General features: G+C 35.5%; 40 protein-coding genes, 1 rRNA gene and 1 pseudogene. All 42 read right to left on the bottom strand.

Translation table 11 applies throughout. From position 1 onward, the window contains the following. Window positions 1-77: 77 nt before the first annotated feature. Window positions 78-242: a hypothetical protein gene (locus H8S01_RS07675; protein WP_186836801.1), complete on the bottom strand. Its 165-nt coding sequence runs from the start codon at window positions 240-242 to the stop codon at window positions 78-80. Beyond that, window positions 239-1,189, bottom strand: coding sequence for a DUF5662 family protein (locus H8S01_RS14090; RefSeq protein ID WP_243204284.1), 951 nt, complete (start codon window positions 1,187-1,189; stop codon window positions 239-241). Before H8S01_RS14090 ends, H8S01_RS07675 begins: the two co-directional genes overlap by 4 nt. After that, complete coding sequence (locus H8S01_RS07665) at window positions 1,186-1,359, bottom strand: hypothetical protein (protein WP_186836800.1); 174 nt, start codon at window positions 1,357-1,359, stop codon at window positions 1,186-1,188. The genes H8S01_RS14090 and H8S01_RS07665 overlap by 4 nt, the downstream gene beginning before the upstream one ends. A 162-nt stretch (window positions 1,360-1,521) precedes the next feature. Further along, the gene (locus H8S01_RS07660) at window positions 1,522-1,989 is read right to left on the bottom strand and encodes a Bro-N domain-containing protein (RefSeq protein ID WP_118326542.1); all 468 of its coding nucleotides are present in this window, start codon (window positions 1,987-1,989) and stop codon (window positions 1,522-1,524) included. Then, entirely contained in the window at window positions 1,983-3,194 is a 1,212-nt protein-coding gene (locus H8S01_RS07655; protein ID WP_186836799.1) for a DEAD/DEAH box helicase family protein, read from the bottom strand. Before H8S01_RS07655 ends, H8S01_RS07660 begins: the two co-directional genes overlap by 7 nt. A 1-nt stretch (window position 3,195) precedes the next feature. Beyond that, the gene (locus H8S01_RS07650; RefSeq protein ID WP_186836798.1) at window positions 3,196-4,059 is read right to left on the bottom strand and encodes an N-6 DNA methylase; all 864 of its coding nucleotides are present in this window, start codon (window positions 4,057-4,059) and stop codon (window positions 3,196-3,198) included. A 59-nt stretch (window positions 4,060-4,118) separates the two neighbouring features. Further along, window positions 4,119-4,610 carry a hypothetical protein gene (locus H8S01_RS07645; RefSeq protein WP_186836797.1) on the bottom strand — a complete coding sequence of 164 codons (492 nt, stop codon included), beginning with the start codon at window positions 4,608-4,610 and terminating at the stop codon, window positions 4,119-4,121. A gap of 20 nt (window positions 4,611-4,630) precedes the next feature. Further along, window positions 4,631-8,962 (bottom strand): DUF5906 domain-containing protein, encoded by a 4,332-nt coding sequence (locus H8S01_RS07640; protein ID WP_186836956.1) that lies wholly within the window; start codon window positions 8,960-8,962, stop codon window positions 4,631-4,633. A 7-nt stretch (window positions 8,963-8,969) separates the two neighbouring features. After that, entirely contained in the window at window positions 8,970-9,203 is a 234-nt protein-coding gene (locus tag H8S01_RS07635; protein WP_186836796.1) for a hypothetical protein, read from the bottom strand. 21 nt (window positions 9,204-9,224) lie between these two features. Beyond that, window positions 9,225-9,773 carry a hypothetical protein gene (locus H8S01_RS07630; protein WP_186836795.1) on the bottom strand — a complete coding sequence of 183 codons (549 nt, stop codon included), beginning with the start codon at window positions 9,771-9,773 and terminating at the stop codon, window positions 9,225-9,227. Continuing rightward, on the bottom strand, window positions 9,773-10,357 hold the full coding sequence (locus tag H8S01_RS07625) for a hypothetical protein (protein ID WP_186836794.1): 585 nt from the start codon (window positions 10,355-10,357) through the stop codon (window positions 9,773-9,775). Before H8S01_RS07625 ends, H8S01_RS07630 begins: the two co-directional genes overlap by 1 nt. Then, on the bottom strand, window positions 10,347-10,511 hold the full coding sequence (locus H8S01_RS07620; protein WP_186836793.1) for a histidine kinase: 165 nt from the start codon (window positions 10,509-10,511) through the stop codon (window positions 10,347-10,349). The genes H8S01_RS07625 and H8S01_RS07620 overlap by 11 nt, the downstream gene beginning before the upstream one ends. Window positions 10,512-10,617: 106 nt before the next feature. Continuing rightward, window positions 10,618-11,184 carry a cell wall hydrolase gene (locus H8S01_RS07615; protein WP_186836792.1) on the bottom strand — a complete coding sequence of 189 codons (567 nt, stop codon included), beginning with the start codon at window positions 11,182-11,184 and terminating at the stop codon, window positions 10,618-10,620. A 15-nt stretch (window positions 11,185-11,199) separates the two neighbouring features. Next, complete coding sequence (locus H8S01_RS07610; RefSeq protein ID WP_186836791.1) at window positions 11,200-12,117, bottom strand: DUF6353 family protein; 918 nt, start codon at window positions 12,115-12,117, stop codon at window positions 11,200-11,202. Window positions 12,118-12,119: 2 nt separating this feature from the next. Then, entirely contained in the window at window positions 12,120-12,371 is a 252-nt protein-coding gene (locus tag H8S01_RS07605) for a DUF3310 domain-containing protein (protein WP_186836790.1), read from the bottom strand. Between the two features lie 10 nt (window positions 12,372-12,381). Next, window positions 12,382-12,984: a hypothetical protein gene (locus tag H8S01_RS07600; RefSeq protein ID WP_186836789.1), complete on the bottom strand. Its 603-nt coding sequence runs from the start codon at window positions 12,982-12,984 to the stop codon at window positions 12,382-12,384. 10 nt (window positions 12,985-12,994) lie between these two features. Next, complete coding sequence (locus tag H8S01_RS07595) at window positions 12,995-13,186, bottom strand: hypothetical protein (RefSeq protein WP_186836788.1); 192 nt, start codon at window positions 13,184-13,186, stop codon at window positions 12,995-12,997. An 85-nt stretch (window positions 13,187-13,271) separates the two neighbouring features. Next, window positions 13,272-13,508 carry a hypothetical protein gene (locus tag H8S01_RS07590; protein ID WP_186836787.1) on the bottom strand — a complete coding sequence of 79 codons (237 nt, stop codon included), beginning with the start codon at window positions 13,506-13,508 and terminating at the stop codon, window positions 13,272-13,274. A gap of 87 nt (window positions 13,509-13,595) precedes the next feature. Beyond that, window positions 13,596-14,408: a DUF6353 family protein gene (locus tag H8S01_RS07585; RefSeq protein WP_186836786.1), complete on the bottom strand. Its 813-nt coding sequence runs from the start codon at window positions 14,406-14,408 to the stop codon at window positions 13,596-13,598. 52 nt (window positions 14,409-14,460) lie between these two features. Then, complete coding sequence (locus H8S01_RS07580) at window positions 14,461-15,198, bottom strand: DUF6273 domain-containing protein (protein ID WP_186836785.1); 738 nt, start codon at window positions 15,196-15,198, stop codon at window positions 14,461-14,463. A 28-nt stretch (window positions 15,199-15,226) separates the two neighbouring features. Next, window positions 15,227-15,520, bottom strand: a complete 294-nt coding sequence (locus H8S01_RS07575; RefSeq protein ID WP_055223484.1) for a hypothetical protein — start codon at window positions 15,518-15,520, stop codon at window positions 15,227-15,229. 33 nt (window positions 15,521-15,553) lie between these two features. After that, complete coding sequence (locus H8S01_RS07570; protein WP_172676042.1) at window positions 15,554-15,718, bottom strand: hypothetical protein; 165 nt, start codon at window positions 15,716-15,718, stop codon at window positions 15,554-15,556. Between the two features lie 36 nt (window positions 15,719-15,754). Further along, a complete protein-coding gene (locus H8S01_RS07565; protein WP_186836784.1) occupies window positions 15,755-16,567 on the bottom strand; it encodes a DUF6353 family protein in 813 nt (270 codons plus the stop codon). Window positions 16,568-16,585: 18 nt separating this feature from the next. Further along, window positions 16,586-16,903: a hypothetical protein gene (locus H8S01_RS07560; protein WP_186836783.1), complete on the bottom strand. Its 318-nt coding sequence runs from the start codon at window positions 16,901-16,903 to the stop codon at window positions 16,586-16,588. A gap of 262 nt (window positions 16,904-17,165) precedes the next feature. Then, window positions 17,166-17,242 (bottom strand): annotated as a pseudogene (locus H8S01_RS07555). A gap of 66 nt (window positions 17,243-17,308) precedes the next feature. Then, window positions 17,309-17,527, bottom strand: a complete 219-nt coding sequence (locus H8S01_RS07550) for a CTP synthase (RefSeq protein WP_186836782.1) — start codon at window positions 17,525-17,527, stop codon at window positions 17,309-17,311. A gap of 80 nt (window positions 17,528-17,607) precedes the next feature. Continuing rightward, window positions 17,608-17,826, bottom strand: a complete 219-nt coding sequence (locus H8S01_RS07545; RefSeq protein WP_186836781.1) for a hypothetical protein — start codon at window positions 17,824-17,826, stop codon at window positions 17,608-17,610. A 40-nt stretch (window positions 17,827-17,866) separates the two neighbouring features. Further along, window positions 17,867-18,226 carry a hypothetical protein gene (locus tag H8S01_RS07540; protein WP_118326558.1) on the bottom strand — a complete coding sequence of 120 codons (360 nt, stop codon included), beginning with the start codon at window positions 18,224-18,226 and terminating at the stop codon, window positions 17,867-17,869. A gap of 69 nt (window positions 18,227-18,295) precedes the next feature. After that, window positions 18,296-18,538 carry a hypothetical protein gene (locus H8S01_RS07535; protein ID WP_055223493.1) on the bottom strand — a complete coding sequence of 81 codons (243 nt, stop codon included), beginning with the start codon at window positions 18,536-18,538 and terminating at the stop codon, window positions 18,296-18,298. 175 nt (window positions 18,539-18,713) lie between these two features. Then, the gene (locus H8S01_RS07530; protein ID WP_186836780.1) at window positions 18,714-19,025 is read right to left on the bottom strand and encodes a hypothetical protein; all 312 of its coding nucleotides are present in this window, start codon (window positions 19,023-19,025) and stop codon (window positions 18,714-18,716) included. Between the two features lie 100 nt (window positions 19,026-19,125). After that, window positions 19,126-19,542, bottom strand: a complete 417-nt coding sequence (locus H8S01_RS07525) for a hypothetical protein (protein WP_186836779.1) — start codon at window positions 19,540-19,542, stop codon at window positions 19,126-19,128. A gap of 44 nt (window positions 19,543-19,586) precedes the next feature. Next, window positions 19,587-19,871: a hypothetical protein gene (locus H8S01_RS07520; RefSeq protein WP_243204282.1), complete on the bottom strand. Its 285-nt coding sequence runs from the start codon at window positions 19,869-19,871 to the stop codon at window positions 19,587-19,589. A 69-nt stretch (window positions 19,872-19,940) separates the two neighbouring features. Then, entirely contained in the window at window positions 19,941-20,138 is a 198-nt protein-coding gene (locus tag H8S01_RS07515; RefSeq protein ID WP_118326563.1) for a hypothetical protein, read from the bottom strand. Window positions 20,139-20,216: 78 nt separating this feature from the next. Further along, entirely contained in the window at window positions 20,217-20,426 is a 210-nt protein-coding gene (locus tag H8S01_RS07510; protein WP_186836778.1) for a hypothetical protein, read from the bottom strand. Window positions 20,427-20,470: 44 nt separating this feature from the next. After that, window positions 20,471-20,890, bottom strand: coding sequence for a hypothetical protein (locus H8S01_RS07505; RefSeq protein ID WP_186836777.1), 420 nt, complete (start codon window positions 20,888-20,890; stop codon window positions 20,471-20,473). 131 nt (window positions 20,891-21,021) lie between these two features. Then, window positions 21,022-21,240, bottom strand: coding sequence for a hypothetical protein (locus H8S01_RS07500; RefSeq protein ID WP_186836776.1), 219 nt, complete (start codon window positions 21,238-21,240; stop codon window positions 21,022-21,024). A gap of 46 nt (window positions 21,241-21,286) precedes the next feature. Beyond that, complete coding sequence (locus tag H8S01_RS14460) at window positions 21,287-21,589, bottom strand: DUF6431 domain-containing protein (protein ID WP_279287875.1); 303 nt, start codon at window positions 21,587-21,589, stop codon at window positions 21,287-21,289. A 230-nt stretch (window positions 21,590-21,819) separates the two neighbouring features. Beyond that, entirely contained in the window at window positions 21,820-23,373 is a 1,554-nt protein-coding gene (locus H8S01_RS07495; RefSeq protein ID WP_186836775.1) for a hypothetical protein, read from the bottom strand. A 78-nt stretch (window positions 23,374-23,451) separates the two neighbouring features. Continuing rightward, window positions 23,452-23,976 (bottom strand): hypothetical protein, encoded by a 525-nt coding sequence (locus H8S01_RS07490; protein WP_186836774.1) that lies wholly within the window; start codon window positions 23,974-23,976, stop codon window positions 23,452-23,454. A 77-nt stretch (window positions 23,977-24,053) separates the two neighbouring features. Then, a complete protein-coding gene (locus H8S01_RS07485) occupies window positions 24,054-24,959 on the bottom strand; it encodes a chemotaxis protein (protein WP_186836773.1) in 906 nt (301 codons plus the stop codon). A 96-nt stretch (window positions 24,960-25,055) separates the two neighbouring features. Beyond that, window positions 25,056-26,360, bottom strand: a complete 1,305-nt coding sequence (locus H8S01_RS07480; RefSeq protein ID WP_186836772.1) for a pyrimidine-nucleoside phosphorylase — start codon at window positions 26,358-26,360, stop codon at window positions 25,056-25,058. A gap of 349 nt (window positions 26,361-26,709) precedes the next feature. After that, a 23S ribosomal RNA gene (locus H8S01_RS07475) occupies window positions 26,710-26,811 on the bottom strand; the annotation flags it as partial.

Here is a 26,811-nt window from a genome sequence, read left to right as displayed (position 1 = left end):
TATTCGTCTCCTTTAAATAAAAAATAACCCACAAGCCTATAAAGACTCATGGGGTCACATATACTATATTTTTTTTTCTATTCTAATCTTTCAATATCTTCATATTTGATTTCTACTGTATCCCAATCCTGACCAGGTAAATCTACATCAGCAATATATGCGACACCTTCTTCTAGGATTTCAACAATCGAAGCTTTTCTTCCATCTTTTAATATAACCCTATCATACAGATTTATTTTCATTCTGAAGCCTCCTTCTTTGTAACATATGCACTTGTTAATTTAATACCATCATTACCATCTTTTATCCAAGCTGTAAGAACATTTGCTTCTTTTTCATTAGGACCTTTTAATTTCATGATTTGTTGGTACCTCATTCCGTATCCGCCATCGCCACGCTCTTCTAATTTAGTAACATCAAAATGTTCATTGATACTATTAATTAACTCGTCAGCGTTATCTTTCGTATATCCCAATGCCGACTTAAACGCTCTTGCTTTATTCGGTGCTTTATCTGGATTAAGTGCATATTCTGTAAATTTTTCTCTAGGTATTTTTGTTGTTTTTATTGTACCATGTTTCTGCACAGTTGCAACTCGTCCGTTATCTTTTATCGGATATGGAGGACCATTCCTAACACCCCACTTCATTCCTTTTACACCGCTATGCTCAACTTCCATACTGTCGAGTTTTTCCTTTATCTTATCAAGAATATTCTCAACAGTCTCTCTCGTTCTAGGTGCAAGCTTCATAAATTTAGAATGTTCGGTATACCAGTTAAATATCTCATACAGATTTCCGTTAGACCAACTAAAAGCCCACCAATCACAAATCATCTCCACGATATAATCGTATGGCATTTCAAGAATGGTCTCTAATTCTCCATTTTCCATATCGTCATGAATAAGTATCCAATACTGCCAGTGATGTGGGTTTCTATGAATATGTATCAGCCATGCTTTTTGATAATCCTGGACGACTTTATAAGACCTGTTGTTTCCATAAAAATATGCATCGTATGCATTATACTCGTCCTCTTCATCTTTAGACTTATCATGAGCAAATTCAATCTGCCAAGCTGCATCTGAAATATCATTCGTAACATCTGATAAATTTTCACATAGCCAGTCAAATCCTCTTTTAACATTAGCCCTGTGATTTGCTAAATATTGGTCATACTGGAAGCTCATTTCTTCACCGCCTTTTTCGTGATTAACTTTACAAACAGCTCTTTAGCTTCCGGACCATCGATTGCATTAACAATATCAACAGATTTATTCGGCAACTGTCTTCCAACACACAGTACACCTTTATTGGTCTTATCATCATAATCAATGCTTACTAAAACTGTATCTCTCATTGAGTTTTCTCCTTCCAATTTACAGGTTTTTCTGATTGTGTATTGCTACCATGGTCTAAGCACTCACAACAAGGGTCACATCTCTCGTCCAAGTCTTTATGCTCACAGGTCTTGCAATACTTTTCAAAATCAACTTCAAAATATAAATTTTCCATAAAGCACCTATCCTTTATATGGTATCTGTTCTACATCTCCGCCAGGAGTAGTGACTGATTGCATAAGCTGTCCGGTTGCTTCGTCGAAATATATATTGTCCATAGCGTTGTTCCATTCATCAAACTGCTCAGAAATATCAAACCCTTTTGTTCGTCTGAGATTGATAAGTTCATCGTGAACAACTCTTCTCCAAGCTCTGGCAATTTCTTTTCTACTCTGTGAAAGAATACTATACAATCCGTGCTCATTTACAAAACTTACAGATCTTCTCTGACCTGCAACTACCATTGGTAGGTTCAGCTTTTCATCAGCCTCACACATATCAAGCATTCGCCACGTATTTCCGTAACTATACTCAATAATATTTGCTATATCTGCTGCCTTGAACAATGGTTCATCCAAATCACCATATACATCAAGAACACTACTACCTAATCGTATCTGTCCTACTACCTTTACTGAATTGTTTACCATTTTACGTATCTCCTTTCATTAAACGTCTTTTTCTCTTTTAATGCTCTAGCTATAGCTGTATCTATTCCAGAGCGAGATTTTAAGTGATAATAATACAAGTCTTTAAATGGTGTATTCATCCTGTCAATTCTTCCTGCTGACTGAGCCATTATTTTGTAAGAATAATTTTGTGAGAAGAATATAATTGTATCTGTTGTGATGCAGTTCCATCCTTCTGCTCCAGCATTGTATTGAACAAGATAAGCCCATTTATCACTTGTTGGAACTGGTTGATGCTTATGACCGTTCCATTCGGCAACTTCATATTCCGTCAGAATATTTTTCAATAGCTCCAACTCATAATCAAAGTTGTAAAATATAATAGCTTTCGGATGCTTCTCCATAACCTCAAGCAAAGCCACTTGTCTTGATTCATCCATATTTACAAGCTTCCGCCATACATAGCAAAGTCCTGCCGCATTCTGGAGTGGTTCGTTTTTATATGGGTCCCATCGATTTTTAGTTACTTCCTTATATATAATAGAGTCATATCCAACATAAATATCTTCATGGTGCGATACAGTTTCTCGTTTGAAATCCATATTAACAAGGATTTTATTCCGAAGTCTGATTAAACGTTCTGTATTAAGATATCTGTCAATCTTCGGAAACTTGCTGAATCTACTATAAACAATGTGTTCTCTTGTAAATTCACTTCGATTTTTATAGAACCCATTCGCTACAAAGACTGGTATATAATCCTGCCAAGTATCACCAGGCGTAGCAGATAGCAAAATCCATTCGTTACTTTTCGCAATCTTCAAGAATGCCTTTACCCATGTTCCGCTGCCAACAACTCTTTGCTCATCAAATATAAAGAAGGCATTCTTTACATCTGAATACTTTTTCACGTTATTCCACGAATCTACAATCACTTTGTTAGAATATAAATTTACATCGTCGTGTGTAGATAATAGAAATGGTGCTAACTCCCCATCCCATTCGCAAGTATCACGCTTTCTGGCAGTTGTTATAATATACAAATCTTTAGGCGGATCATCCATTGGTTCATAAATATCAGTCCCAATAATTCCACCATTTCGCACATAGTAATAAGCTATTGATGTTAAGGATTTTCCACTTCCAACACCACCACATAAAATGCAACCAGTTTTCATCCTTTTTATTGCATCTAATTGATAGTCTCTTAATGTAACACCCGCCATATCAAAATCTCCTAATCATCCAAATATCCGAAAAGCACATAGGTGTATACCAATATTTGCTCTTATCGTCATCTGTGGTCATCGGATCTGTTATAGAATTTCCAACTTTTATATAACCAGCTACACCAAGTAAAGAAATTTGTATATAGCACATAAGAGCAACTGTTTCATCAATATCCTGTCCGACAACCAACAAATGTCTTTGAAAGTTCATTGATGGCGTTGCTTTTTCCATTTTTCTTTTAATGGTATTAATAGCTGCTATAAGTGTTGCTCCTGCTCCACAACATTCATCAGCAAGAGAAATATAACCTTGCTTTTCTAACTTGTCTTGAAGATTATCGTCCAAATCACTGGTAACAACATCTGCCATCAGCTGACAAACTGAATATGGTGTGAAGAACTGACCTGCCGAACTATTACCAAGTCCTAAATCCATAAATATTTTTCCTAAGAAATCCTGTTCCGGATTAGCTTCCAAAGCCATTGTTGTATATGCAGCCAGTTTAGGAAATATCATCTGTTTCTCCTTACTATACTTATGAATGATGCTTAAATATCTTTCTTCTCTGTCCTTATAGTGAAATTTGTCAAGAGGATTCGATATTGCACAAGCAAACATAATTACAAAATCTCTCCAAACATCGAATGGTCTATGAGTTCTTGTCAGTTTATTAAACTCATTCAGAAAGTCTTTTGAATATGTCCCGACCGGCATTTTTTCTGTTTTCATTTCTACTTTTTGTTTTGGTTCGACCGTTTTCTTTTTATCAATGTTTGATAAATCAATTGTCGGTTCCCATTTCTTTGTCACATTCTCAACCGGTGGCTTCGGCTTATTAAATGACTTTTTCTTAAAGAACATATGCGTCTCCTTTCAAATATAAATGGGTGCCAACCATAATTAGCTGACACCCGCAGATTTTAATAGAATGGAACCCCATCCTCTACTGTAGCTTCTTCTCTTGCATATTTTTCAGCAAACTCATCCTCTTCGATAGTTACATACATCGTCTTGACATATGCCTTGATTCCAGTTTTTCCATTCACTTCCCAAGAATATGGTCTTATAACCAAATCGACATTACTTATTTCAGCAAAATCCAATGTGCTGATAGAATCCTCATCTAATTCGGTAGTCGCTTTTCTTGTCACCATATAAATCTTTGGTGGAATGTTCTTATAACTTACAGCTACCTGAATATAATGCTTTGGCTCATCACCATCGTCTCTAGGCTCAAGAATTCTTACATTCCAACCGTCTTTTGATAACTGCTCAACATCCGTATCATCTTCAATGAGTACGCAGAAGTTTCTATCTCCATCACGATTGTACTTGGACTCCTCTCCTCTAAAGTTTCTAAATATGATATGAGCCCCTTCAATTTTAATGTTTCCTACTGCTTTATTAGCCATGATAAAATCTCCTTTAATTGTTATTTAGTTTCTACAGGTGGGTTCATCACCTGACTTGAAATTACTTCTGAAATATCATAATTTTTACTGCAATTCATATGATGCACATCATCATTAAAATATGGACAGTCAAAACAAGTTGCGTATTTAGCATCTCCGCAAGGCATAAGCTTTGGTGCATTCTGCTTCTTTTCTGTTATATATGGATCATCCGATACGAACCATTCGAAATCACCATACTGCGAAATAGTATCTACCGCCTCATTTACAAGTTTGTCATAGTAAGACCTATCGATGTCATTAACCTTATCTAATTCTCTGACCATCTCAGATTCAAGCCATCTATAGCCCTTTGTAGCTGTTGCGGCATAATACTTACCGTCTTTTTCACGCATAAGTAATCCGCCACCGCATCCGTCTTTTATAGGACAGAATTGTCCAACTTTACCGATGAAGCGATAATTATGTCCCTCTGCAATAAGTGGATTTAATTTCTGACAAGTGCTTTCAAATGTCGTATCGGACAGTAACCCTTTCTTGAAATCGCTTTCAGCCTTGCTTAGCTCTTTTTCATATTGATATACATCCGGTAAATCTTCATTTAAGTCCAAATATAAAGAGCTGCTCACAGATTTGGTCTCGCACATATCTTCAAATGCGATGTCTTCTCTGCTGAACAGCTTCTTAAATACATATGGAATCTGGAACTGAGTACCTGTCGCCGTCCATTTTCCGCCTTTCTTTTTGTTGTCGCCAGGAACGTAACCATACATTTTCTCGCATTCCTCTGCCGATTTATACTTTGCAATATATACGGCATCATTGACCAAGCACATACGATCATACGTAGCCTCATGTTCAAATGTGTATCCATACCTCTCGCCAAAGTCCATAACGAACTGAATGATCTCTGGCGTTGCATCCGGGATCTTAATAGAGTCTGTCTTAATATGAGCAACTTGGAATCCACGCTTCAGAACCTCGTTCTTAAGATCAATCATGAACAATGCTCCACGTTTTGCCACGATGTTATCGATGTTTCTCGGATCACGGAACGGATTATCAAAGGACGCAGATGTAAGACCGTATACCGAATTGATAGCTGTCTTCAGTGCATTAGCGAGATCTTCTGATGTCATTTCACCGTCGATAACTCTCTGAATATGCGGAGTAAGCTTACCATCAAGCATGGTATTAACAATGCTCCAAGCCTCATGTTTAATGCTTACACGACCCTCAACAATATCGCGGAATGCTTTCGTGAATCTCGGTCCAAACAGAACCTCAGCAATAGCACTATGCGGATGCATTGACGAAATATCCAGAAGTGCTGCGTTTTCATACATTCCAGGAACGCCCTGAGCAAATCCGCCCTCACCTACTTCTTCTCCACGATATGTGGATTTTCCATGGTCAAATACATACCCAGGGAAATATGGAAGAACGCTGCGGGATTCGAATGGAACTTCGTTCTTATCATTGTACTTCCAACCATAGTGAGGCTCTTCCATCATCTTAGGGCAGGCTTCCTTAAGGAAATCCATACTCTCTTTATCCAGCGACTCTACCGGCTCTGCCAGATTTCTGTAATGGAATTCTGACTGCGGTTTTCGGTTGGTTCCAAATATAATTCTGGTTGTAAGAGAGTTTGTAGTATCGTTAACAGTCATCTCTGCTAAATCTGCCAGAATCTGTCGTGCTGTCCAGTCAGCCTCAAGATAATTAAAGGCTGCCTCAGTAGCAATAACATCGTTATCACAATACTCAGCGACTTTAATCCAAAGCTCTTCCGGAACCGGTTGGTCCCATGGAAGACCAAGCTCCTGGTGATGCGTTCCAGCTTTGATAACTCTTATTTTTTCGTCAGAAAATCCTTTTTTCTTGAGATCATCATCGGTGAGGTTTCCCATCTCGATTTCTAATTTCTTAAGACTCTTCTTATTACCAGCTGAAGCGAAATCATACACGTCCGTATAGGATACGTTGTATGCCTCTCCAAAGAAACAGTTCGGACTTCCATTAATGATTTTCTGCGAAAGGTTATAGAGCTGTTCATTTGTATAACCCATTAACCTTGCGTACAGAATATGGTTATCATATCTCCGACAGTTGAAGCCAACCAGTCTGAACTGCATCAGCTCCTCGATATCACTTGGTGTTGGATTAATCATTCTGACAACAGGCTTTCCCTCACCCTCTATTTTCCAGTTGACCAGGAACAGGTTCGGAAATACCTCGATATCATAGAATACAAGCTTTGCATCATCATTTTTTACAGCATTAGAATTTTCTTCCGATTTAAACTGCATCTTGTTGACGAGCTTGATACAATACTCTGCCTGATGAGAGCTGTTAGCTGCAAATGCTAATACCGCATTTCGCATATCTGTTACATCATATTTGAGTTCACTGCTATGAGCATCCTCCAATATTTTGTATATGAAATCGATACTTGGCTTAGTTCCTGGGTGGATTTCTTTATTGAGATTTCTCTTTATAAGTGTCCTAAGTCCTTTCTCGCTTTTTATGGTATCAAAATTTACCATTTTGTCTTCTCCTTTCATTGGTAATCCAGAAGATATAGTAGCTATTGGTAAATTGTTGCATTTCGTTAGTTTTCTTCTTAATGAACTTTTACCAGTAAATACTTTTACCTCTATATGGTCGTCGTAGATTCTGCTTAGCTTAGAAGGGTCTCCAGAATATAAATAATGAAGATGTATTCCTTGACCACTTTTACTCAGTTCTGCATAAGTCGGTGGCAACTTACTAGCAGCTTCCAAATTCTTTTCGAAAGATTTATTTCCTGTTTCGTCCGGAATATCAAAATCTACGACAATGTGATTTTCTGGAACTTTCACATAATGAATTTGTGAGGTATCCAGAGCAGATAATTTTGTTTTTACTTTTTCCCATTTCTGCTGTGGGGTTTCATTTTGCGAAGCATATTGTGCTGGACAATCCGCACATACAGAATCAAATACTGACTCCTGTTCTTTGAACTCTATCTGATAAGTTTTTGGTGTCTCTTTTTTCTTTGTCTGAGCATCACTTTCAAACTTATCTGTCTTAAATCCTATATAATAGCTTCGTACTCTTGAACCGTCATCAAAATTAAATCTCTCCTGGAAATCCTTGAAATAGTTCTTCAATTCTTCCTGAAATGCTCTTCTTGATAACGGATAACCAACTTTCGCTTCATCACAGTAATTCTTATACATTTCCCAAGCCGCTTTAAGGGTTGTTCCGTCTTCTTTTTTAAACACATAATAAGAATCAGCTATAAAGTTATAAAAATCATTAGACGCACCAAGCATTGAAATTGGAATATAATTGTCGTATCTGCCAGGATTATCCAAATATATTTCCTGACAATGATAAGCAATTGCTCCAAGTTCAAAGCTAACCTGTTTTACAATTGTTTTGTATTCCTTTGGATTAAGCTTATTTCCAGATGGAGATACATCAATCAGTCGTCTTATAAGACCAGATTTGGCATCTGTAATACGTACAGGTTTATTAGTTCCCATAAATAAGAAACATTTGAAGCGGTTTGCATATGTTGATTTGAATTTCTCATTTACAGTCATTAACTCATGTGAGACCAAACTGTTAAGCCTTGTATTATCCTCAATCCTTGACAAGTCTCCATCGTGCTGAATAGCCACCAATGGATTACTTTTAAATGCCTCTAACGCAAAAGAGTTACTACTAGACCCCAATGCTTTCGCATCAAAGACTGAGTAATAACCCTCAAATAATTGCTGAATAATATTTAAAATTGTTGATTTACCTGTACCTGCTGCTCCATATAGTACAAGAAATTTCTGTAATTTCTGCGATTCACCACATACTATTGAACCGATAGCCCACTCTATCTTCATTCGTTCTTCAGGAGAATATAAAGTGCTAATCAGTTTTTCGTATGCTGTTATATCCCCCTCTTCAAGAGGATAATTAAGCCGCTTGCTCGCATAATCTTTTTTTGTTGTTTCCGTATTGGAAAATATAAGTTTATCGTCAAGCGTATGAAAACTGTCTCGTAATTGCTTCTGACAGTATTTATGCCAAGAGTCAATCATTCCGCTCTCAGCGTCCCACATATGCAGGACTTTAATATCTGAGTTAAAGCGTTGGCGATTCTCCTCAGCATATCTATCCAGTTCGCGGTCTATAAGTTGTAAAGCATCCTGTTCATCGGTAGACCATAAACCACGTTCTTCTATCCAGATAGCGTAAAAATCACCACCTCGAATCATAAGATCTGTGCTTTTTTTAATAAGGAACTTTGGATAGATTTCTATTGTTCCGCGCTTTGTACTACGCGTTGAAACCACCATAAAATCCAACATCACATTTTTATACTCCTTCCGATTCCTTTAACCCATCAATTTCTTTTCGCAAAGCTGTGATTTCCTGCTGCATCTTTTTACTGTCAGCACGCATCGCAAGTAAATTTAAGGTTGTAACGATACTAAATAATGTCACAGCCTTATTAAATTTGTTCTGATGCACCAATGCTTTGTAAATGCGTACAAGGTGCTTATCTGTAGCATCCATATTTCTAAAAATATAACTTACTAAATCGTTCATAATAAGTAATCTCCTTTCAAATCAAGTAATACTGTCAAGATACCAACATGCCTGATACCAAATTTCCACTTTTCTCAAGTCATAGTGACAATTTTCAAGTGTAAATAATCCGCCTTGCCCGTCTGGCTCATACTGCCTCTCTAAAAATCTTGTTACAATATCTTCAACACGATTCTCATTAAATTTTCTGTCATCCATAGAGCCCAGCCCAAGATTAGTAATCATATTCCAGAACCATTGTCCTGTTCTGTCACCAATCTCTGGGTCGTCCATAATATGTTCCTCTAAACGAATTGAAAGTGCTATTAGCATCTCCAATACGCTACATGGACTATCATCCAGATAATTCGCTATAACAGAGCAGTCATATCCGTTCTCGTATCCAAATCGATAACGTAGTTCAATACCGTCCTCAAATCGATTGCTGTCCATAGTAAGCTGATATGTGAAATCCATATTATGGAGAAAATTTAATAGCTTTCTATATGATAATTTCTTCGGATATTTTGTATCACATACCAGACCATACATCCAATCGAAATAATCAAATTTTAATTCGTCTCTGGTCATTACATCTCCGTTCTATGTGGCTGAGTTTCAAAAATTTCCTGATAGTTTCTCTGGTCTAACAGAATTTCATAATCGCATTTCTTAGCATCGTTTCTCACATAGACGGAGTCATCCTCATACTCTCCAAAATGCTCAAGTGAATCTTCCCCAACAGTTTCTTCAATATCATCCACAATTTCATTCATATCATCTAGTAACACTCCGTCAGCCGTATATGTAAGACTTATTTTTTCGTAATCATCAAACTCTCCGAAATCTGACGGCTGTATAACATATGGTCTGTCAACAGCATTTTCCTGCTTCTGTTTTTTGTCTTGCATATCGCTATAGTTCACATAGCCTTCCTTCTGTAATATTGCTACATATTCAGCAATACTCGGTTTGTCTACAGTTCTACTGTCAGTAGTTTTTTCAACAACAGGCTCTTCTGATTCATCTTTTTTATCCTCGTCAAATACTCTTCTTGAATTGAAGTCTTCTTCCGCGAGTTTCTCATACTTATCTTTAAAATATGAGTATGTACCGGCTACACCAATTCCAGCACCAATAATCGTGCCTAAAATAAATGCTACTTTACTGTTCATTGTTATCCTCCTCTGTCTTGATAGTCATAACGGTTAATGCTAAACCGCCAAAAAGTAAAGAGGCACTCAACAGAATGCCCCCTGTAATATGTCTTTTTCGATTGGTATCAAGAATATAATCCATCATTGATATGAAGTTACCAATTCCTTCCATAATTAGTGCTCCTTTCCACCGAATAAGACAGCAAGACCGCTCCAAAAGCAAATTCCTGCAACTGCTGATAATGTTAATCCTACTACATGCATAACAATTCTCCTTTCTATTCTCCACTTGAAAAATAGTGGTTTCCAATCTGAAACATGGGTGTTCCATAGTTTCCATATCTATCAGCTGTAAAGAATATAACATCATAATTCTTTCTATTACGAAGTTCTTCAATTACAAGCTGACAAATATAATCGTCAATATAGCATCTGTCAACTCGCCCATTCCACATAGAAGAAAATTGACTTGGCTGATAAACTACTTCATAAACTGTATTAGGAAAAGAATCAGAGTCAACACGATTTAAAATAGTATCAATTACTAATCGTTTGCCCTCTTCGCATTCTCCCTCAGCTTCAGCCATAGTAACAAGAGCAATTAACTCAATATCATCATTTGAAATATCAGTATCAATTTCGCAGATAACGTCTTGAGGTGCCAGCTCTTGGACTACTACTTCCTCTTTCGGACTAAATGATACTTCTTCAACTGCCTCAGTTTTGATAACCTCAACTATCACTGTCTCATTAATTTCATCGTTTTCACTTGTCGTGATTGGCGATGCTGCTATGCAAAAAGAACTTGTGACTATCAGTAGTATCATCCAAATTATTTTTTTCATATGCAAATTCTCCGTTTAAATCAGATCTAATATATTACCATCCACATTGAAGTCTAATAAAATTGCTGGCTCATATGATCCATCTTCTGTTTCTCTGTTCGTTTCTAAGATGCCAAAGTCCACAAAGTTATCACCAACTTCATTGTTTTTGTTATATACCCAGCCAACAATCTGACCTTCCTTAGTTCTATCAATTCCGATCATATCATATACATCATTTAAGAATATATATCCTCTCGACTTTAACAGATCATTTGCATACTGCTGCTGTCCTCTTAACATAAGTAAGTTATATTGTGAATCTTCTTCATATCCATGACATGACTCATCAAAAAATCTAGCATATCCACTGTCAGCATTAGCTACATTAACAGTAGATTTTACTTTCTTCTCTTTACCTGTATCTGGGTCTTTCACAGTTTCCTCAAATTTCTTTGCCTTAATATCATATTTCAGTTCCTTATCTACCTGCTCTCCAAATCTTTCAACAACACGATTACGATATTCTTTGAAAGACTTATCGACAGTTGCGTATGCTGCTGCCAGAGCTACATTTCTCTTTCTGAGAATATTATTAGAAGCTACAATACTTGTAAGTGATAATGCACCTAACGCAATAGCAGGAGCATATAATTTTATAAGCTTTACTCCTGTCTGTGTATAAATAATAGACAAGTCTTTCTTGGCATCTTCCTGTGAATAATCTGCTTTGATTTCCTCATTTTTAGAGCATTCATGCACAGCATCCACATCTTTTTTATGCTCCTCTAATACCGTACTTAATTTTGTTGTCGCTTTACACGCCATCACAGCACTTGCAACTGTTCCAACAACACCAGCTGCGATAAGAATTTCCGGACTGTGTTTTTTTACCTTAATAGTTGCTGTATTTACAGCTTTTGTTACTCTTGCAATAATTTCATTCTTTTTCATAATTATTTATTCTCCTCTTCTAAATTTTTTACATGATCAATGAGATGTTCTAAATACCATCTCGCTTTTTCTAAGTCCTGTACGCCGTTCTTATTTTTCCAACGGCACATATATTTGAGTACATTTCCAGTGTCAGTAGCTTCAATACCTTTCAAATCAAATGTAAATGCCTCAATTACATCAATTACCTCTAATCCAGTTTCACTCTGATAATGAGCTGGATGTGATACCATAACATCTTTTGACTCGTACATAATCTGCCTCCTAATCTATTGGATTTGCTCTTGGAAACTTGATAGTATATCCATCCCTAGTATTAACAACTCTTGCATTTCTGATATTATCAGTCCAACCGTAGTTGTTTCCTGTCCACGGACCATCAATACCAACCAAATCGAAATAGTCTGCAACACTTACGATTTTGTAACTTGCAACGATTTCGTCCATAGCAGCTAATACATTTTCTGCTTCCGTTCTAGTGTTAAAGTAAATATCATCGAAATCACAACCGCCAATAGAACTCTGTGTATTATAATTTCTTCTGTTACCCTGTGCCGGATCTTCATAATATTTACGATAAGATACTTTACTTGCCGTGGATCTTCTACCGCCGGAACCCTTAACTCCAAGAACTGCTTTAACAGCATCAAGAATAATATCCTTTAAAGCAGGCACAACAATATCCTCAAAAATGTAGCTTTTTACGTTATCTACATCTTCTGGAACAAATATCCCTGCAAGTTTATTAATTCCACTCTTTTTCTTTGTCTTAACCGAACCAGATACAATTTTTTCTACCTTCTTTTCTGTCAGCTCAGCCTTCGCTCGTTCTCTTGATTTATGCGAGTTGGACTTGTATTCTTCCATTCTTTTCCTCCTAATTGATAACCATTAATTCCCCAGGCAAAGTAATTTTCGATGCTGGCATACGGTTATTATTTTTCTTAAACTGATACGCTAAATTACTCTTTGCTTTCTTTTCAGATGCTGCGTATGTAGACCCCGCCCAATTATTAGCAATGCACTTGCCAAATTCCATAACTGGACCATTATAAGAATACTGATTCATAACAATACCTCCATAATAAAAAAAATAAGAGAGAAAACACCTTGTTATAGGTATTCTCCCTCTTTCCTGTCAGAATAATAATTCTTTAATTTTCAGAATCATTCTCATCAACTGTTTCAACGACAACGTCGTCATCGACAACACGAAACCCTTTACGTGCTTTCATTTCTTTCAGTTTACCAACTACTGGTGCTACTACAAACTTGTAAGCTAAACCGCCTGCAATCATAGCCACACCGATAGTTGCTACCTTACTAAATCCTCCTTTGGAAGCTGTCTTTACGATTTCCTCTGTTGTGTCCATAACCTCTTCGTTGTTCATGATTTCATTTGTTTCCATAATGTTAATCTCCTTTCAGATTAAAAATTTGTTATTCTTTCCATAATAGTGGTTGTAATTTATGCGAACCTACATCAGGTTTCTATAGTCATATCTAGGCCCGCATCCGTAATCTATTACAAATACAGGCTCATCATTATCACTGAGCTGTGAACTAAAGCGAAGATCGATATATCCTTCTCGGTCAATATTCCATCCAATGTCATCACCGATTTTAATAGCTGGTAAACCAATCTCATAGTAGAATTCATTAAGAGAAATATACATTTCATCTCTCATCTGTTTATTCAAATCATTCTCTGCTTTCTTAATTTTTTCAATTTTAGACTTGAAATATCGTCCGGATAATACGTCGTAGCAAAGAGTCTCGCCATCTCCCACAAATATAATTTCGCTTTCTTTTGCCGGATGTGCATCGATTTTCTCCTTTGCAACGGCATCTCTGATAGTCTGCTCCTTTTTTTCTCCAATCGTTTCGACAACTTTGTTCTGATATTCCTTGAGTGATGTTTCAGCTATAGAATATGCCGTAGCCAGTGCGGCGTTTCTTCTGGCATTTACTGAACTTGCTCCAATCAGACAAGCAATAGATAAACTGCCTGTTATAGCTGCTGGAATATAACATTTCCAACAAATTTTTATAGCATCAATATTTGATATTTTTTCCGAAACGAATTGTTCTGGAATACCATTTTCCCTATCTATTTTTCTATAATCTTCTTCTTTTTTTAACAATTCCAATGCCTTCGGTGTTGCTCTTACAGCCATCACAGTTGTTGTTACCATCCCAGCAATACCTATTCCGGTCAATATTTCCGGACTATGCTTTATGGTTGATTTTTTCACTGCATTGTATGCCGCTTTAATATTGGGTTTATGCATTTTTCTTACTTCCTTTCCTATAGATTACCCCGCCCACAAGGGGCAGAGATTTTTACTTAACCAACCAGATTTCCGGACGAACCCCAACAGAGTTCGAAGTGCCGTCGTAGTTCGCATCGCCACCGCCTCCCACAATAGCGAAAGCAGTCGAAGAAAATTCTTTCTTGGTAGCATTACGGAGCCATCCGCACTCACACTCATTGTTATAATAAGCAACTCGATTGCGTCTCTGCTTCATAAGTGGAAGCTGTTTGTCATTATCAGCCTCAAAGTGATTTCTATCCCACGCGTCGTCCCAGCCAAACATTTCACCTACAGTCGGAATAGTAACATCAGTCAGTCTTGCTCTAATTGAATAAGGTAATGCCTTTACGAACTCTGTATGTAACCATTTATTCAAATCAGAATCTTCAAATCCACCCTCATTTGTGTCTGACTCATTCATAGGTCTCTCAGCTACATAATCATCGAAAATAAGCATAACCTTATCGTCCGTAACCTTGTGTACTGTTGCTGCAACTTCTCCCAATCCAACCAACTTAATTGTTGTCTTATCTCCTACCTCAGCATCTTTTAAGTCTGACTTTGCAGGTGCTCTGAATAATGCATTAATAAATTCTTTAATTGCAAGTTCATCATTAACGCAATATGCTTCCATTGCTTCTTTTGACTCTTTATCAGCAGCCATCTCGATATACTTTTTGTATATTCTTTCTACTGTAGGTGTGTCAATACCTCTTGTTGCTAATCCAATAATTTCTTCTCCTAATGTCATTTCTCTGTTACACATAATGTTAATCTCCTTTCAAAATATCGCTTTATGCGATTAATAAATCAATGATCCATCGTGTCATATCTTTGGCACACGAAAATAAAAAACTGTTGTTGATGTTTTTGCAGGCGTACTCATCCATTAACTCTTCAAAATTTTCAAGAGTTATCAATGGCGGAATATCCCTGTTGTTATTTAATCGTGTCAACAACTCTTTTGCCGCCCATATAGAGTAGCTATTACTGACAAAACTATCACTATACCACCAATCAACTCTATTTTTTCTTGATTGCTTTAGACAATATTCAGTAATTTCAATAGCTGTATCTATTGATGACATACTTAACCTCCATAAAACAAAAGAGTCCTTGTTTTAGGACTCCTTCGCATCTGCGTCTCTTTTAGCAAGAGCTTCATTAACTTTCTTATCAATCTGCTCATTCATCTTCTGCTCATCAGCCCAATCGTTAATAAGATTCGCTCCTAAACCGATCACTGTTGCAGCAAGACCAATGATTCTAATAATTTTACTATTCATAGCCCGTTGCCTCCTTTCCATAATAGTGGCTGTAATTTATGCGAATGTTTCATCGTTACTACTCGGTGAAAACACCATATCAATAACATACACTTCAAGACCGTCATCTAAAACTGTCTTGTGATGATTGAAATCGATCCAACCTATTCCGTCTGACCAATGCCAGCCAAGTTCATCTCCGCAATCAATGTGCTCTATTCCTAAAAAATCATAAAAGTCATTAACGCATATATCGCTACCTAAACACCAGTTTCGATTTAAGTGATATTCTGCTTCTAACACTTGTGGAATGGTACTTTCAAAATATCTCATCGAATAAGTGTCATAAAATAATTTAATGTCATCAGGATTTCGCTCACCAAACGATAAAGATGACGTACCAAAAAAGTTGCCAGAAGATATACACACATCATCTGCTTTTTCGGCTACAATAGAGTCAATTATTTTCTGATGTGCTTCCTCTCCATACAATTCCTTTAGCTTTTCCTTATACTCATTGTATGATTTGTTAATCAGTGCATATGCACTTGATAAAGATGCCTGTTGATGTTTATTCAGCACATTCGCACCAACAATACAAATGATTGTTGAGACCCCCATAATTGTTGATGGAATATAATAAACCCATGCAGATTTAATAGCTTCTGTCTTGCTATATCCACATGGGTCTCCGTCGTGATTAATTAAACTGTCTTTTTTAATCTTTTCTATTGCTTTTGGTGTTGCTATAACGGCAGATACAGTAGTTGCAACAAGTCCAGCAACTCCAAGACAGGTTAAAATTGTTGGTGAGCCTCTTTTCAGTTGTATAACTGATTTGTTAATGAGTTGATTGATTTTTGGTTTCATAATGGTTGTCTCCTTTCTTTATTCCATAGCTCGTAAAATATCCAGCACATTATCTGCCAGATTTATTGCTATTGAAAACATTAGTTGTGTGTCCTGTCTCATATGATAATATTTGCTCATCATGGATTTGAAACATCTGACAATTTCTTCAATTTCTGCTATTGACGCATTGTCTTTTGGATATAATTCAGACGATACATATTCCAGTAATTCATTTACTGACCATATGGAATAACTCGATTGCATAAACTCCTTGCGATGTCCGAATATCGTCGGAAATGATACATCCATCTGATATGTGTCACTTAATATCAGTTCAAGCTGCTCAATAGACATATGAACTCTCCTTTCCAGAAAAATAAAAGAGATTGCACTATCACGTATCTGATGTGGTATTGTTTTTCTTTTCGGCGTTTTTCTTACATCGAAGTTTCAATCCGATAACGCCCCACGTCGTCGTTAATGCTAAATATGAATTTATATTAACTGACTCCTTTACGAGTAGGTTTGCTTTCGTGTGCAATAGCCCCTTCTGTTCCTCGTCATTTACGTCTTTCTCTCATAATATGCCTTGTAAATTTTGCGAAGAAAATAAAAGAGAAATAGAATGGATTCGAACCATCAACCCCTGGTACAGTATATTGACCAGTGCTCTACCAACTGAGCTACTATTCCTCTCATAATATGCTTTGTAAATCTTGCGAAGAAAAAGAAAAGAGCCGCCATAAGCGACCCTAATCATCAGTTCAAACCAATACTTTTCAGTATGTTTATAAGCTCGTCCTTTCCAATTTCAGCATCTACATCGACATGAAGATGTGTCTTTCCATCTGCAATAGTTATAGTGACCTCATTTAACTGAATATCAATATCATATCTAGTTTTCTTATGTATCACCATTTTTAATGCTTTTGAAATAATTCCTCTTGTAAATTTAGATACTATTTTCATTTCGTCCATGCTCCTTTTACTCCTTTCAAAGCTTTAGTTTCTCATAAAAGGAACTGTGATTTTAGCGAAAAGAAAGAGCCATTGCTGGCTCAATCTTCAATTTTTACAAGCATGTAATTTGGATTATCCATATAGATATTAATTTCATTGAACTGTAAATAATCTAATCGTTTGGAATTAAACACATAATTGTCTGTTCCTTTCTTGGTTTTACTTGTTTTTAAAATCAAGAAATACACCTTACAATATTCACTAATATCCAATTTCTTTATTGTTTCAATACTTTTGTCTAATTGAGTAATCTTCATAAGATTCACGCTCCTTTCATAATACAATATGTAAATTTCGCTAAATATTACGTCTGTCAAAGCATGTTTCCCATCTTTGCCTCTGTATAGGTTTCATTTTCAACGCCCACATAATTTGTCTAATGCTTACAGTTGGATACAATCCGTCCGTACACTCTCCTGCTCGTTCATCAAAAAATTTTTTGAACTTAGGATGCAAATATAAAGAATCTGTCAACCATGAATCAACCTCTGTCCAGTATGTAGTCTTTGTATCTGGATTAAATCTTTGCTGAATAACTGCCAAACCTTTATCACCAATTGTAAATAATGTACATCTGTCATACACCGGATGATTGCATATATATAATTTTCCATACATAGAAAGATAAATATCCGGTTTTTTATAATGGTATCTCATCTCTATTCTCCATAAAAAGAAAAGAGCCTTAGATTTCTCTAAGACCCTCTCCTCTAGCTTATTGCGTTTTTAATTTTCTTCTTCGGACTCATCCGCGGCAATACCCAGAACTTCCTCTCTGGTCGGATATAAATTCTCGTACTTTTCATCTCCTTCACAGCCATATTCCTCTAAATCAATGCTGTGACCACAATGAGGACACACTAATGTGTCTTCCCATTCGTCTTCAAATTCCATTAATCCTCCGCACTCAGAGCAGATATATTCTCCGTCTGTCATTGCCTTTCTCTGTTTTTCATTAAAAATACTCATGCTAAATATCTCCTTTCAAAATTGACCTGCTCGCATACTTGTATGTCTAGTATACAAACTGGCGTTAATCTGTTCAAGAGATAAAGCTTTATTCTCTCATAAAGAGCAATGTATTTTTCACGTAAAAAAAAGAAAAGGAGATGCGTATAGAATTCCACATCTCCTATAGGCACGATTACCACTCAGCAGTAATTATTCTGCATTCCTTGCAATAATAAACTGACAGCTTGACATCAGCCTTTACGTCCTTATCCATATGATACTCAAATGTTGCTGTTCGATTGTTTTCATTCGTTACTAACATACTTTGAACTGCCGGATTTTCTCCATCATCAAGGTTGTCTATAACAGTAACCAATCTCTTATGCAAATATTCATTCTCATTGAATATGACAGTAAAATGCCATAAGCTTTCGTCATCACCACAAGGAATACTTAATGTAGTCTGATTTGTAGTAATTGGTACCTCCACATAAATTTTGTTCATCTAATTTTACCTCCTTTTCTGTTTCTCATAGTAGTAAATGTTATAATAGCGTAGAAAAAAAGAGGACATGCGTTGTACACGTCCCCTTATCAAAAAATCATTATTTCTTTGTTGGTCTAAAACGATTGATCAAACCTGTAAATGTCTTCGAGGTATATGTTCCTGTTTCTTCAAACTTAAATCCTTTCCTCATCCAGATTCCATAGAATATCAATGGCACCATTAATTCTGCCGCTGCTACACCTACTCTGAAATATCGTTCCTTAACCTGCTCTTCGAGTTGTCTCTGCTTCATTTCATCGTCTTTAGTGTTGGCTTCTCCTTCCATCACACGACGATCATACTTCTCATCCGCATCCCATTCGCTCTTGTTCTCCTCGATTCTCAGCTTGTACAGCTTTGCCAAATCATCAATAGCACTCGATTTTTCGTCAGAACCTGCTTTGAGTTCAGATAAGTTCTGAATCTCCGTTGCAATTTCCTCGTTCAATAAATCTTTAATATTTGGTTCGCTCATTTTGTGAAACCTCCTTTTAATAATTTCTTTCATAATAGAAAGTGTTATTTGTGCGAAATGTAATCCTCAATTTTCACACGTAAACGTACGGTTTGCTTCTTATAGATATCATCCATACCTCCTCGGTCTATTTCAAGAAATAAATAAGTTCCGCTATCCGGGTCAGATTGGTCAACCCTAAGCGAACCTATTGGCTTATCCTTAAATATAAATCTTGATACGAGTAATCCTATAAGAATACCTACCAATAACCAAATTAATGGCATATGCTCCTCCTTTCTGAAAATATTTTCCGGAATTTTCCCACCGGGCAATTTTTCAAATATCAATATAGTATGATTTCCAGTAACCTACGTACTGGATTTAACCTAGAATAAAAAGAAAGAGCCATTGCTGGCTCAATCTTTAGAATGCTTTCCAAACGGATCTAATCCCATATGTTCCATTGCATCAAAGCATTTCATTGTATGTTTTTTCATTATTTCTTCAGCTTTATCGTCTTTTAATATTCCTAACTGATTAGCAACATTATATACGTCTAGCATACTTGCATGAAAATTCAATCTCATCTTTGCTACTTTCTTTACAATATCCATTTTTAATACCTCCGTTATGATTTTATTTTCTTCATAAAGGACAATGCATTTATTGCGAAGAAAAAGAAAGAGCCCTTGTTAGGACTCAATCTCTTTGTCTGATTTTGCATTTTTAATCTTATAACTAACATAATTAATTGACGCTCCAATACCAACTCCAATGGCAGTAAATACTACACCCCACTTCATTCCATAACGAATTCCTTCATCATAAAATGCTGTAAGCGCTTCCCCATGTTCTGCTAAAAGCTCGTTAATAGTATCAATATGTTCTTTTGTCATTTTCATAATATGCACCATCCTTTCATAAAGGACAATGTATTTATTGCGAACTATCCTCGCTCTTTATCCAGCAACCAGAAAAATCGTCTGTACAAGTCATAGTAAATATCTTTGCAACACGGAATATTTAATCTAGCTTTCAAAATATCATAAGACCATCCTTCTGTAATTCCCTTTAGTAGATACTTTGCCAATTCTGGATTTGTGAAATTAGCAACTCTTTCAAGCATGTTCATACGATCTGCATAGTATGTTCTAGCTATTGCGTATCTTGATGTTGGGTCGTCAATATTATTGGTTATAACTCTCATCGCCAAATTCATAGTTTTTGTATTAGTTCCGTCCAATGCAGCATATGCTTTCTTCCATATAGGGTATTGCAAGCAAAAATGTTTTAATTCGTAATATCTATGTTTTTCTATCCAATATGGATTCTTTTCTGATAATTCAGCTCTTAATGTTGTTCCCATATAAATCTCCTTTGTGTTTATTACCGCCGGTGATTCTATTCTAGGTTAGAATTACACAATAGTAAAAACAACCTCGGTGGAACACTCGCAAAAAAAAAGACAGTCCATGTTTTCACAGACTGCCCTTCGTTTTAACGCTTTACTAAAAATGATGGTATTTCAATTGATACTCCTTGAGAGTTGCATTTATCGATAGACATTTGTAATTCTCTTACTGCCAGATGCTGTAATACTTTCTGACACTCATCATAGTTCTCAAAATTTCCTTCTTTGAATTGTGTCATATACTGTTCAACCTCTAACCAGTATAAGAATGTATCCTCTGCTATGTTGTTTCCTTTTCTCTTCATGATATAAATCTCCTTTCATATAACTACATTTTTATTAAAGGTTTTCTCATAAGAGAGATTGTAAATTAAGCGTTCGCCATCTAGTCATAGTCATCTCGCAAGGATAATCCTCATAGTCTATCATATTGCTTGTTATTTTACCTTCTATAACTCCTGTTATTATTCTTGCGTCGTATTGTTTATAAGGAAAAATGTTATTCGGAAGTTTTCTATGTATACAATTACAAACTGGACATTTGAATCTTTTTACAGTAATGATAGACACTTTACGATTTTTCGTCCGTACCATTCTTGAAACTTTATCATAATATTTCAAATCACTACCGCAAGATTCGCATATGTAATTCATATTTTTTCACCTCACTGACAAGGTTTATTATACATAAAAATTAAAGATAATGTAAAAGAGTACCTCCTGGTTTCTTCGCCATTTGGTACTCTCGCATTCATTCAAGACATTGTATTTAGTAAATAATTAGTAAAATATAATTTTATTGTAAACGTAACATCTATAAAGCCTTATTTTACAGTGATTACAGAATAATGATAGGCATCATAATCGATTATAGCTATCATTTATTATCTTGCCTTTCCGTATGCTTCAATTTTTCTATAGTACTGCGTAAAATTATTATCAGACATAGCAACTAATGATACTGCTTCTGATTCAGATATTTTAAATGTATCATTAAAAGCCTGTATAATCTGTGCTCGTGCTTCTTTCATCTGGTTTCCGACACCAAGACTGTTCGCTTCATTATAATATGTATCATATCTGGCAAGTCCTTTTACAAGTGCATTGATTGCCTCCGTTTTCATATCCATTTCCATATAATTCTGATATGATTCATACTGTCTTGTAACATATGTTATAAGCGTTGCCTGTCTGTACAATGTCTCATCACTCTTATTTAATTTCATTCCTGATAATGATTCATAAACTTTTGAATAATCACCATTTTCAAGATTTGTTTTTGCCTTTGAAATTGCTGTTGTATAGCTTACTGTTGTATTAAGAAGTGAAATAAGAACAATCACACTTGCAACAAGTGTAATAAATAACATTATGCTCTTAGGTTTTATCTTTAATATATCTCCAGGCTTTGGTTCCGGCTTTGGCTTTTTCTCTTTCTTAGGTTTTGCAGCTTTCTTAGCTGCTTTTGCATCCTTAGCCTTCTTTTTCTCAGCAGCCTTAACTTCTTTCTCTTTCTTGGCATTTTCTTTTTTAACTGCTGCTGCCGCCTGTTTTTCTTCTTTTTTCTTCTTCTGTTCTTCTATATCTGCAAGTTCAGCTTCTTCTTCCAGTTTATCCTCTTCAGCATTTTTCTTCTTCAACTGGGCAATACGATATTTAAGCTTAGCTATAAGCCCCTTTTTAGGTGCAATATTTTCGTCAAGATTATCTTTGTCACCATACATTTCCTTGATAAGCTGTACATTCTCATCTTTGCTTCTGTCTGGTTCTTCCGGCAAATCATTTTTTTCTGTCTTATCTTCCGATGTATCATCATAAATATCATTATTTACAGAATTTTCATCATCTTGATTGATATTATCAGCAATGTCTGCCCTGTTTTCATCGATGATACTTTCATTTTCCGGCTGTGGTTCTGCATGTGGCTGTAACTCTGCCTGTGTCTCTGGTGCTGACTGTCTGATATCATCATCTTTTCTTACATCATCAACAGATTTTTTAGTTTTATTTGTCTTTACAACTTTTTGTTTAGACGACTTTTCTTTTTTTTCAATATCTAAATCTTCATCTTCTTCATCAAGATTCTCAAAGAAAACACTTTTTATAACAGAAAAAATATTATTTTTCTTTGTCTTTTCTTTTTTCTGTTTTTTCTTGCCTTTTTTTGATGCTTTTGCTGAGTCAGCCGCCGTCTCATCATTATCAACAGTATCAACAGCCATATTGACATCAGCTTTTTTTTCGTCAGCTTTCTCTTTATTATTCTGATTATTAATGTTGTCTTTTTCTTCCTTCGTGTCATCAAACAAATCATCAACTGATGATGTATCTGTTGTGACCTGCTCTATAATATTATCAAGCCCCATCTGTGAAAGCCTTTTCATATCATCTTCTGAAAGTTCTGGTTCAGAAAAATCCGGTTTTTCATCTAAGCTCATTTATTTTCTCCTCATTCTATAAATACTGCCATTTTAAACATTAAAATTGTATCATACAATAATCAATTTAACAATAAATTACTTTAAAAGCATATCTCGTAATTCTTCAACAAAATCCTTTGCATTCTTATTAATGCCACATGCCCTCTCCCCTATATTTTCAGGAAGCTGGTAAAATTCATCATTAATTCTATACATTTTACTTTTTTGATTAATAAAAACAATTTTCTCAAATGGCCATCTGAAAACATTCGGATGATTAAAATCCTCACCGAGTTCAATTATAAGCAATTCCTTATTTAATGTTGCCGACAGCCATTTATTATATAAATCCCACTGTTTCTGTCCGTTTTCTTCATTGTCAGCAAATGGAGCACATACTCTTTTAGGATTAACTTCTGTATTTTCAAAAATATTTTCTTTATTTGTTGTAATAATAAAATAATTCTTTTTATCTAAATAATTATTAAAAAAAGTTATTATCTCATTCATTGCAGATATTTCACCATACTTATCACTTGTAAGCTGCGAACCAATTCCTATTACAACCATCTGTGCTTCATTATAATCATTAATAAAATCTTCTATATTAAAATCTTTCAAACTTATATCTCCAATTTTTTATATACAATATGCTGCCACCAGTAATGTGACAGCATATAAAATACTAATATCTTTTATTATTTCTGAGCATTAATCAGCTTATCAATCTCACCAACAAGCTGTCCTATTTCAGGTTTTGATAACTGTGCATTTGCACCAAGCAATTCACCTTTTGCTCTCATCTGTTCATTGATAAGAGATGAGAATATAATAACAGGAATATTCTTTAACTGCTCATCTGTTTTTATTAATTTTGTAAGATGATGTCCATCCATCTGAGGCATCTCAATATCTGTTATTATACATGCAATATCGTTAGGTACTGCACCTGACTTAACTTCCTGAAGGTAATCCCATGCTTCTTGTCCATTAGCAAATCTTGTAAGATTAACATAACCAGACTTTTTAAGAGAATTGCCTATCATTGCACCAAGAAGTGGGGAATCTTCAACTGAAATAACATGAGCCTGACTTCTCTCTCTTCCTTCATATTCTTCTATATCTGATACTTTAAGACCAGTTTCCGGACTAATATCTGATACTATCTTCTCAAAATCCAATATAATAATAAGCTGATTATCAATCTTAACTACGCCTGTCGCAATACCACTGTCCTGAGAACTTACTGTACTATCCGGTGTAATTATGTCTGCCCATGATACTCTGTGAATACCAATAACTGTATGAACGTGAAATGCTACATTCAACTGATTGAAATTAGTTATAATAAACATATCTTTTTTTATATCTGGCGAAGGCTTTGCATTAATAACTTTAGCAAGGTCTACAACTGTAATCATCATATCTCTTGGCATAAAAATACCTTCAACATTAGGATGTGAATTAGGTACAGGTGTTACGACATGAAATGGAACTATCTCCTTTATCTTCGCTACATTAATACCGTAATGATTATTGCCAACTGTAAATTCCAAAACTTCTAATTCATTTGTTCCGCTTTCCATTAATATGTTAGTTTCCATATCTAAAATCCTCCGATTCACGTTCATTTCATTAATTTATTATAACAAGTTTTTACAACTATTTCAACATAATTAAGCGTATAATTAAGACTAATTCTACTTAATAATCTGCTTAATAAGTTCAGGTTTTTCACACTTTTTATCCACTATTTTATATGAATTCAAAATAATATTAATAACATCATTTTTTACTTCTTTTTTATTAAAATATATAGTTGCAATTTCTTCATTTTTATTGACAAAATCACCTGTTTTTTTATGAAGAACTATTCCTGCAGATAAATCAACAGGACTGTCTTTATCCTTTCTTCCTGCACCAAGAATCATAGATGCTCTTCCTATCTGTTCACATTCGATTGATTCAACATACCCCTCAGAATTTGATATTACAGGCTCAATATAACTTGCATTTACAAGTTTCATCGGGTTGTCAATATTACTTATATCTCCACCCTGGGTCTTGATAAATTCCTTAAATTTTGAATATGCAGTGCCATTCGTCAGTGATGATTCAAGCATATCTTTGGCCTGTGCGGCATCCGATGCTTTTCCGGCTGCCTCTAAAATCTGTGTTCCAAGTGCAATACAAAGATTATGCAAATCAGCTGGTCCTTTTCCCTTTAATGTTTCAATAGCTTCAACAACCTCCAACGCATTTCCAATATTATGTCCTAATGGCTGATTCATATCAGATATAACCGCAATCGTTTGCTTATTTGATGCTTTTCCTATCTTTACCATCTCATGTGCAAGTTGTAATGCATCATGTTCGTTTTTCATGAAAGCTCCACTTCCAGACTTAACATCAAGTACAATTATATCTGCACCAGCTGCAAGTTTTTTACTCATAATACTGCTTGCAATAAGTGAAACATTTTCTACAGTTGCTGTAACGTCCCTCAATGCATAAATTTTCTTATCAGCAGGAGCAAGACTTAGCGTCGGTCCATTAACTGCAATACCGATATGTTTTATATTTTCTATAAATTGTTCATTAGTTAATGATGTATTAAAGCCCGGAAAAGATTCCAGTTTATCAATTGTACCGCCGGTGTTGCCCAATCCTCTTCCGCTCATCTTCGCTATATTAATGCCAAGTGATGCTATCATTGGTGCCAACACAAGTGTAGTTTTATCTCCCACACCACCGGTACTGTGTTTATCAGCTTTAACTCCCGGTATACAGGATAAATCCAGTTTCTCACCGCTTTCTGTCATTGCCTTAGTCAATGCAAAAGTTTCTTCATCTGAAAGGCCTTTAAAATAAACGGCCATAAGAAATGCTGACATCTGGTAATCCGGAATACTCCCCTGTGTATATCCTTTAACAATGTAATTAATCTCAGATTCAGTAAGACATCCACCCTCTCTCTTCTTTAAAATCAAATCATACATTCTCATATAAATCACCTGCCACTTTATTTAAATATTCACATTTATTATCTTATTTATAATTTTACTCTTTTTATAGAATATACGCAAGCGTTTTATCAATATTTTATATTGTATAATGTGAAATATTTCACTTTTTAAATCACTATCACCTTTCGGACTATAAATTTCAATATATAACAGCTTATCTGAATCAGACAAATAAAAAAAACCTATGGAATAACCACAGGTTTAATAACAATATTATCAAAGGATTGCTCCCTCAAAACTGCACATTAAATATATCTTTTTTCATCCGATTACCTTTAAAGATAACTCTCGTTCTATCTCGTTGCGTTTTCTTACAAACCTAACCTCTTCGGTTAAGCCCTCGACCTATTAGTATGAATCAGCTCCACACGTCACCGTGCTTCCACCTTTCACCTATCTACCTCGTCGTCTTCAAGGGGTCTTACTAACT

The sequence above is a fragment of the Lachnospira hominis (ex Liu et al. 2021) genome (genome assembly GCF_014287955.1).
GTDB lineage: Bacteria > Bacillota > Clostridia > Lachnospirales > Lachnospiraceae > Lachnospira > Lachnospira hominis.
This window is presented reverse-complemented; position numbering and strand designations above follow the sequence as displayed.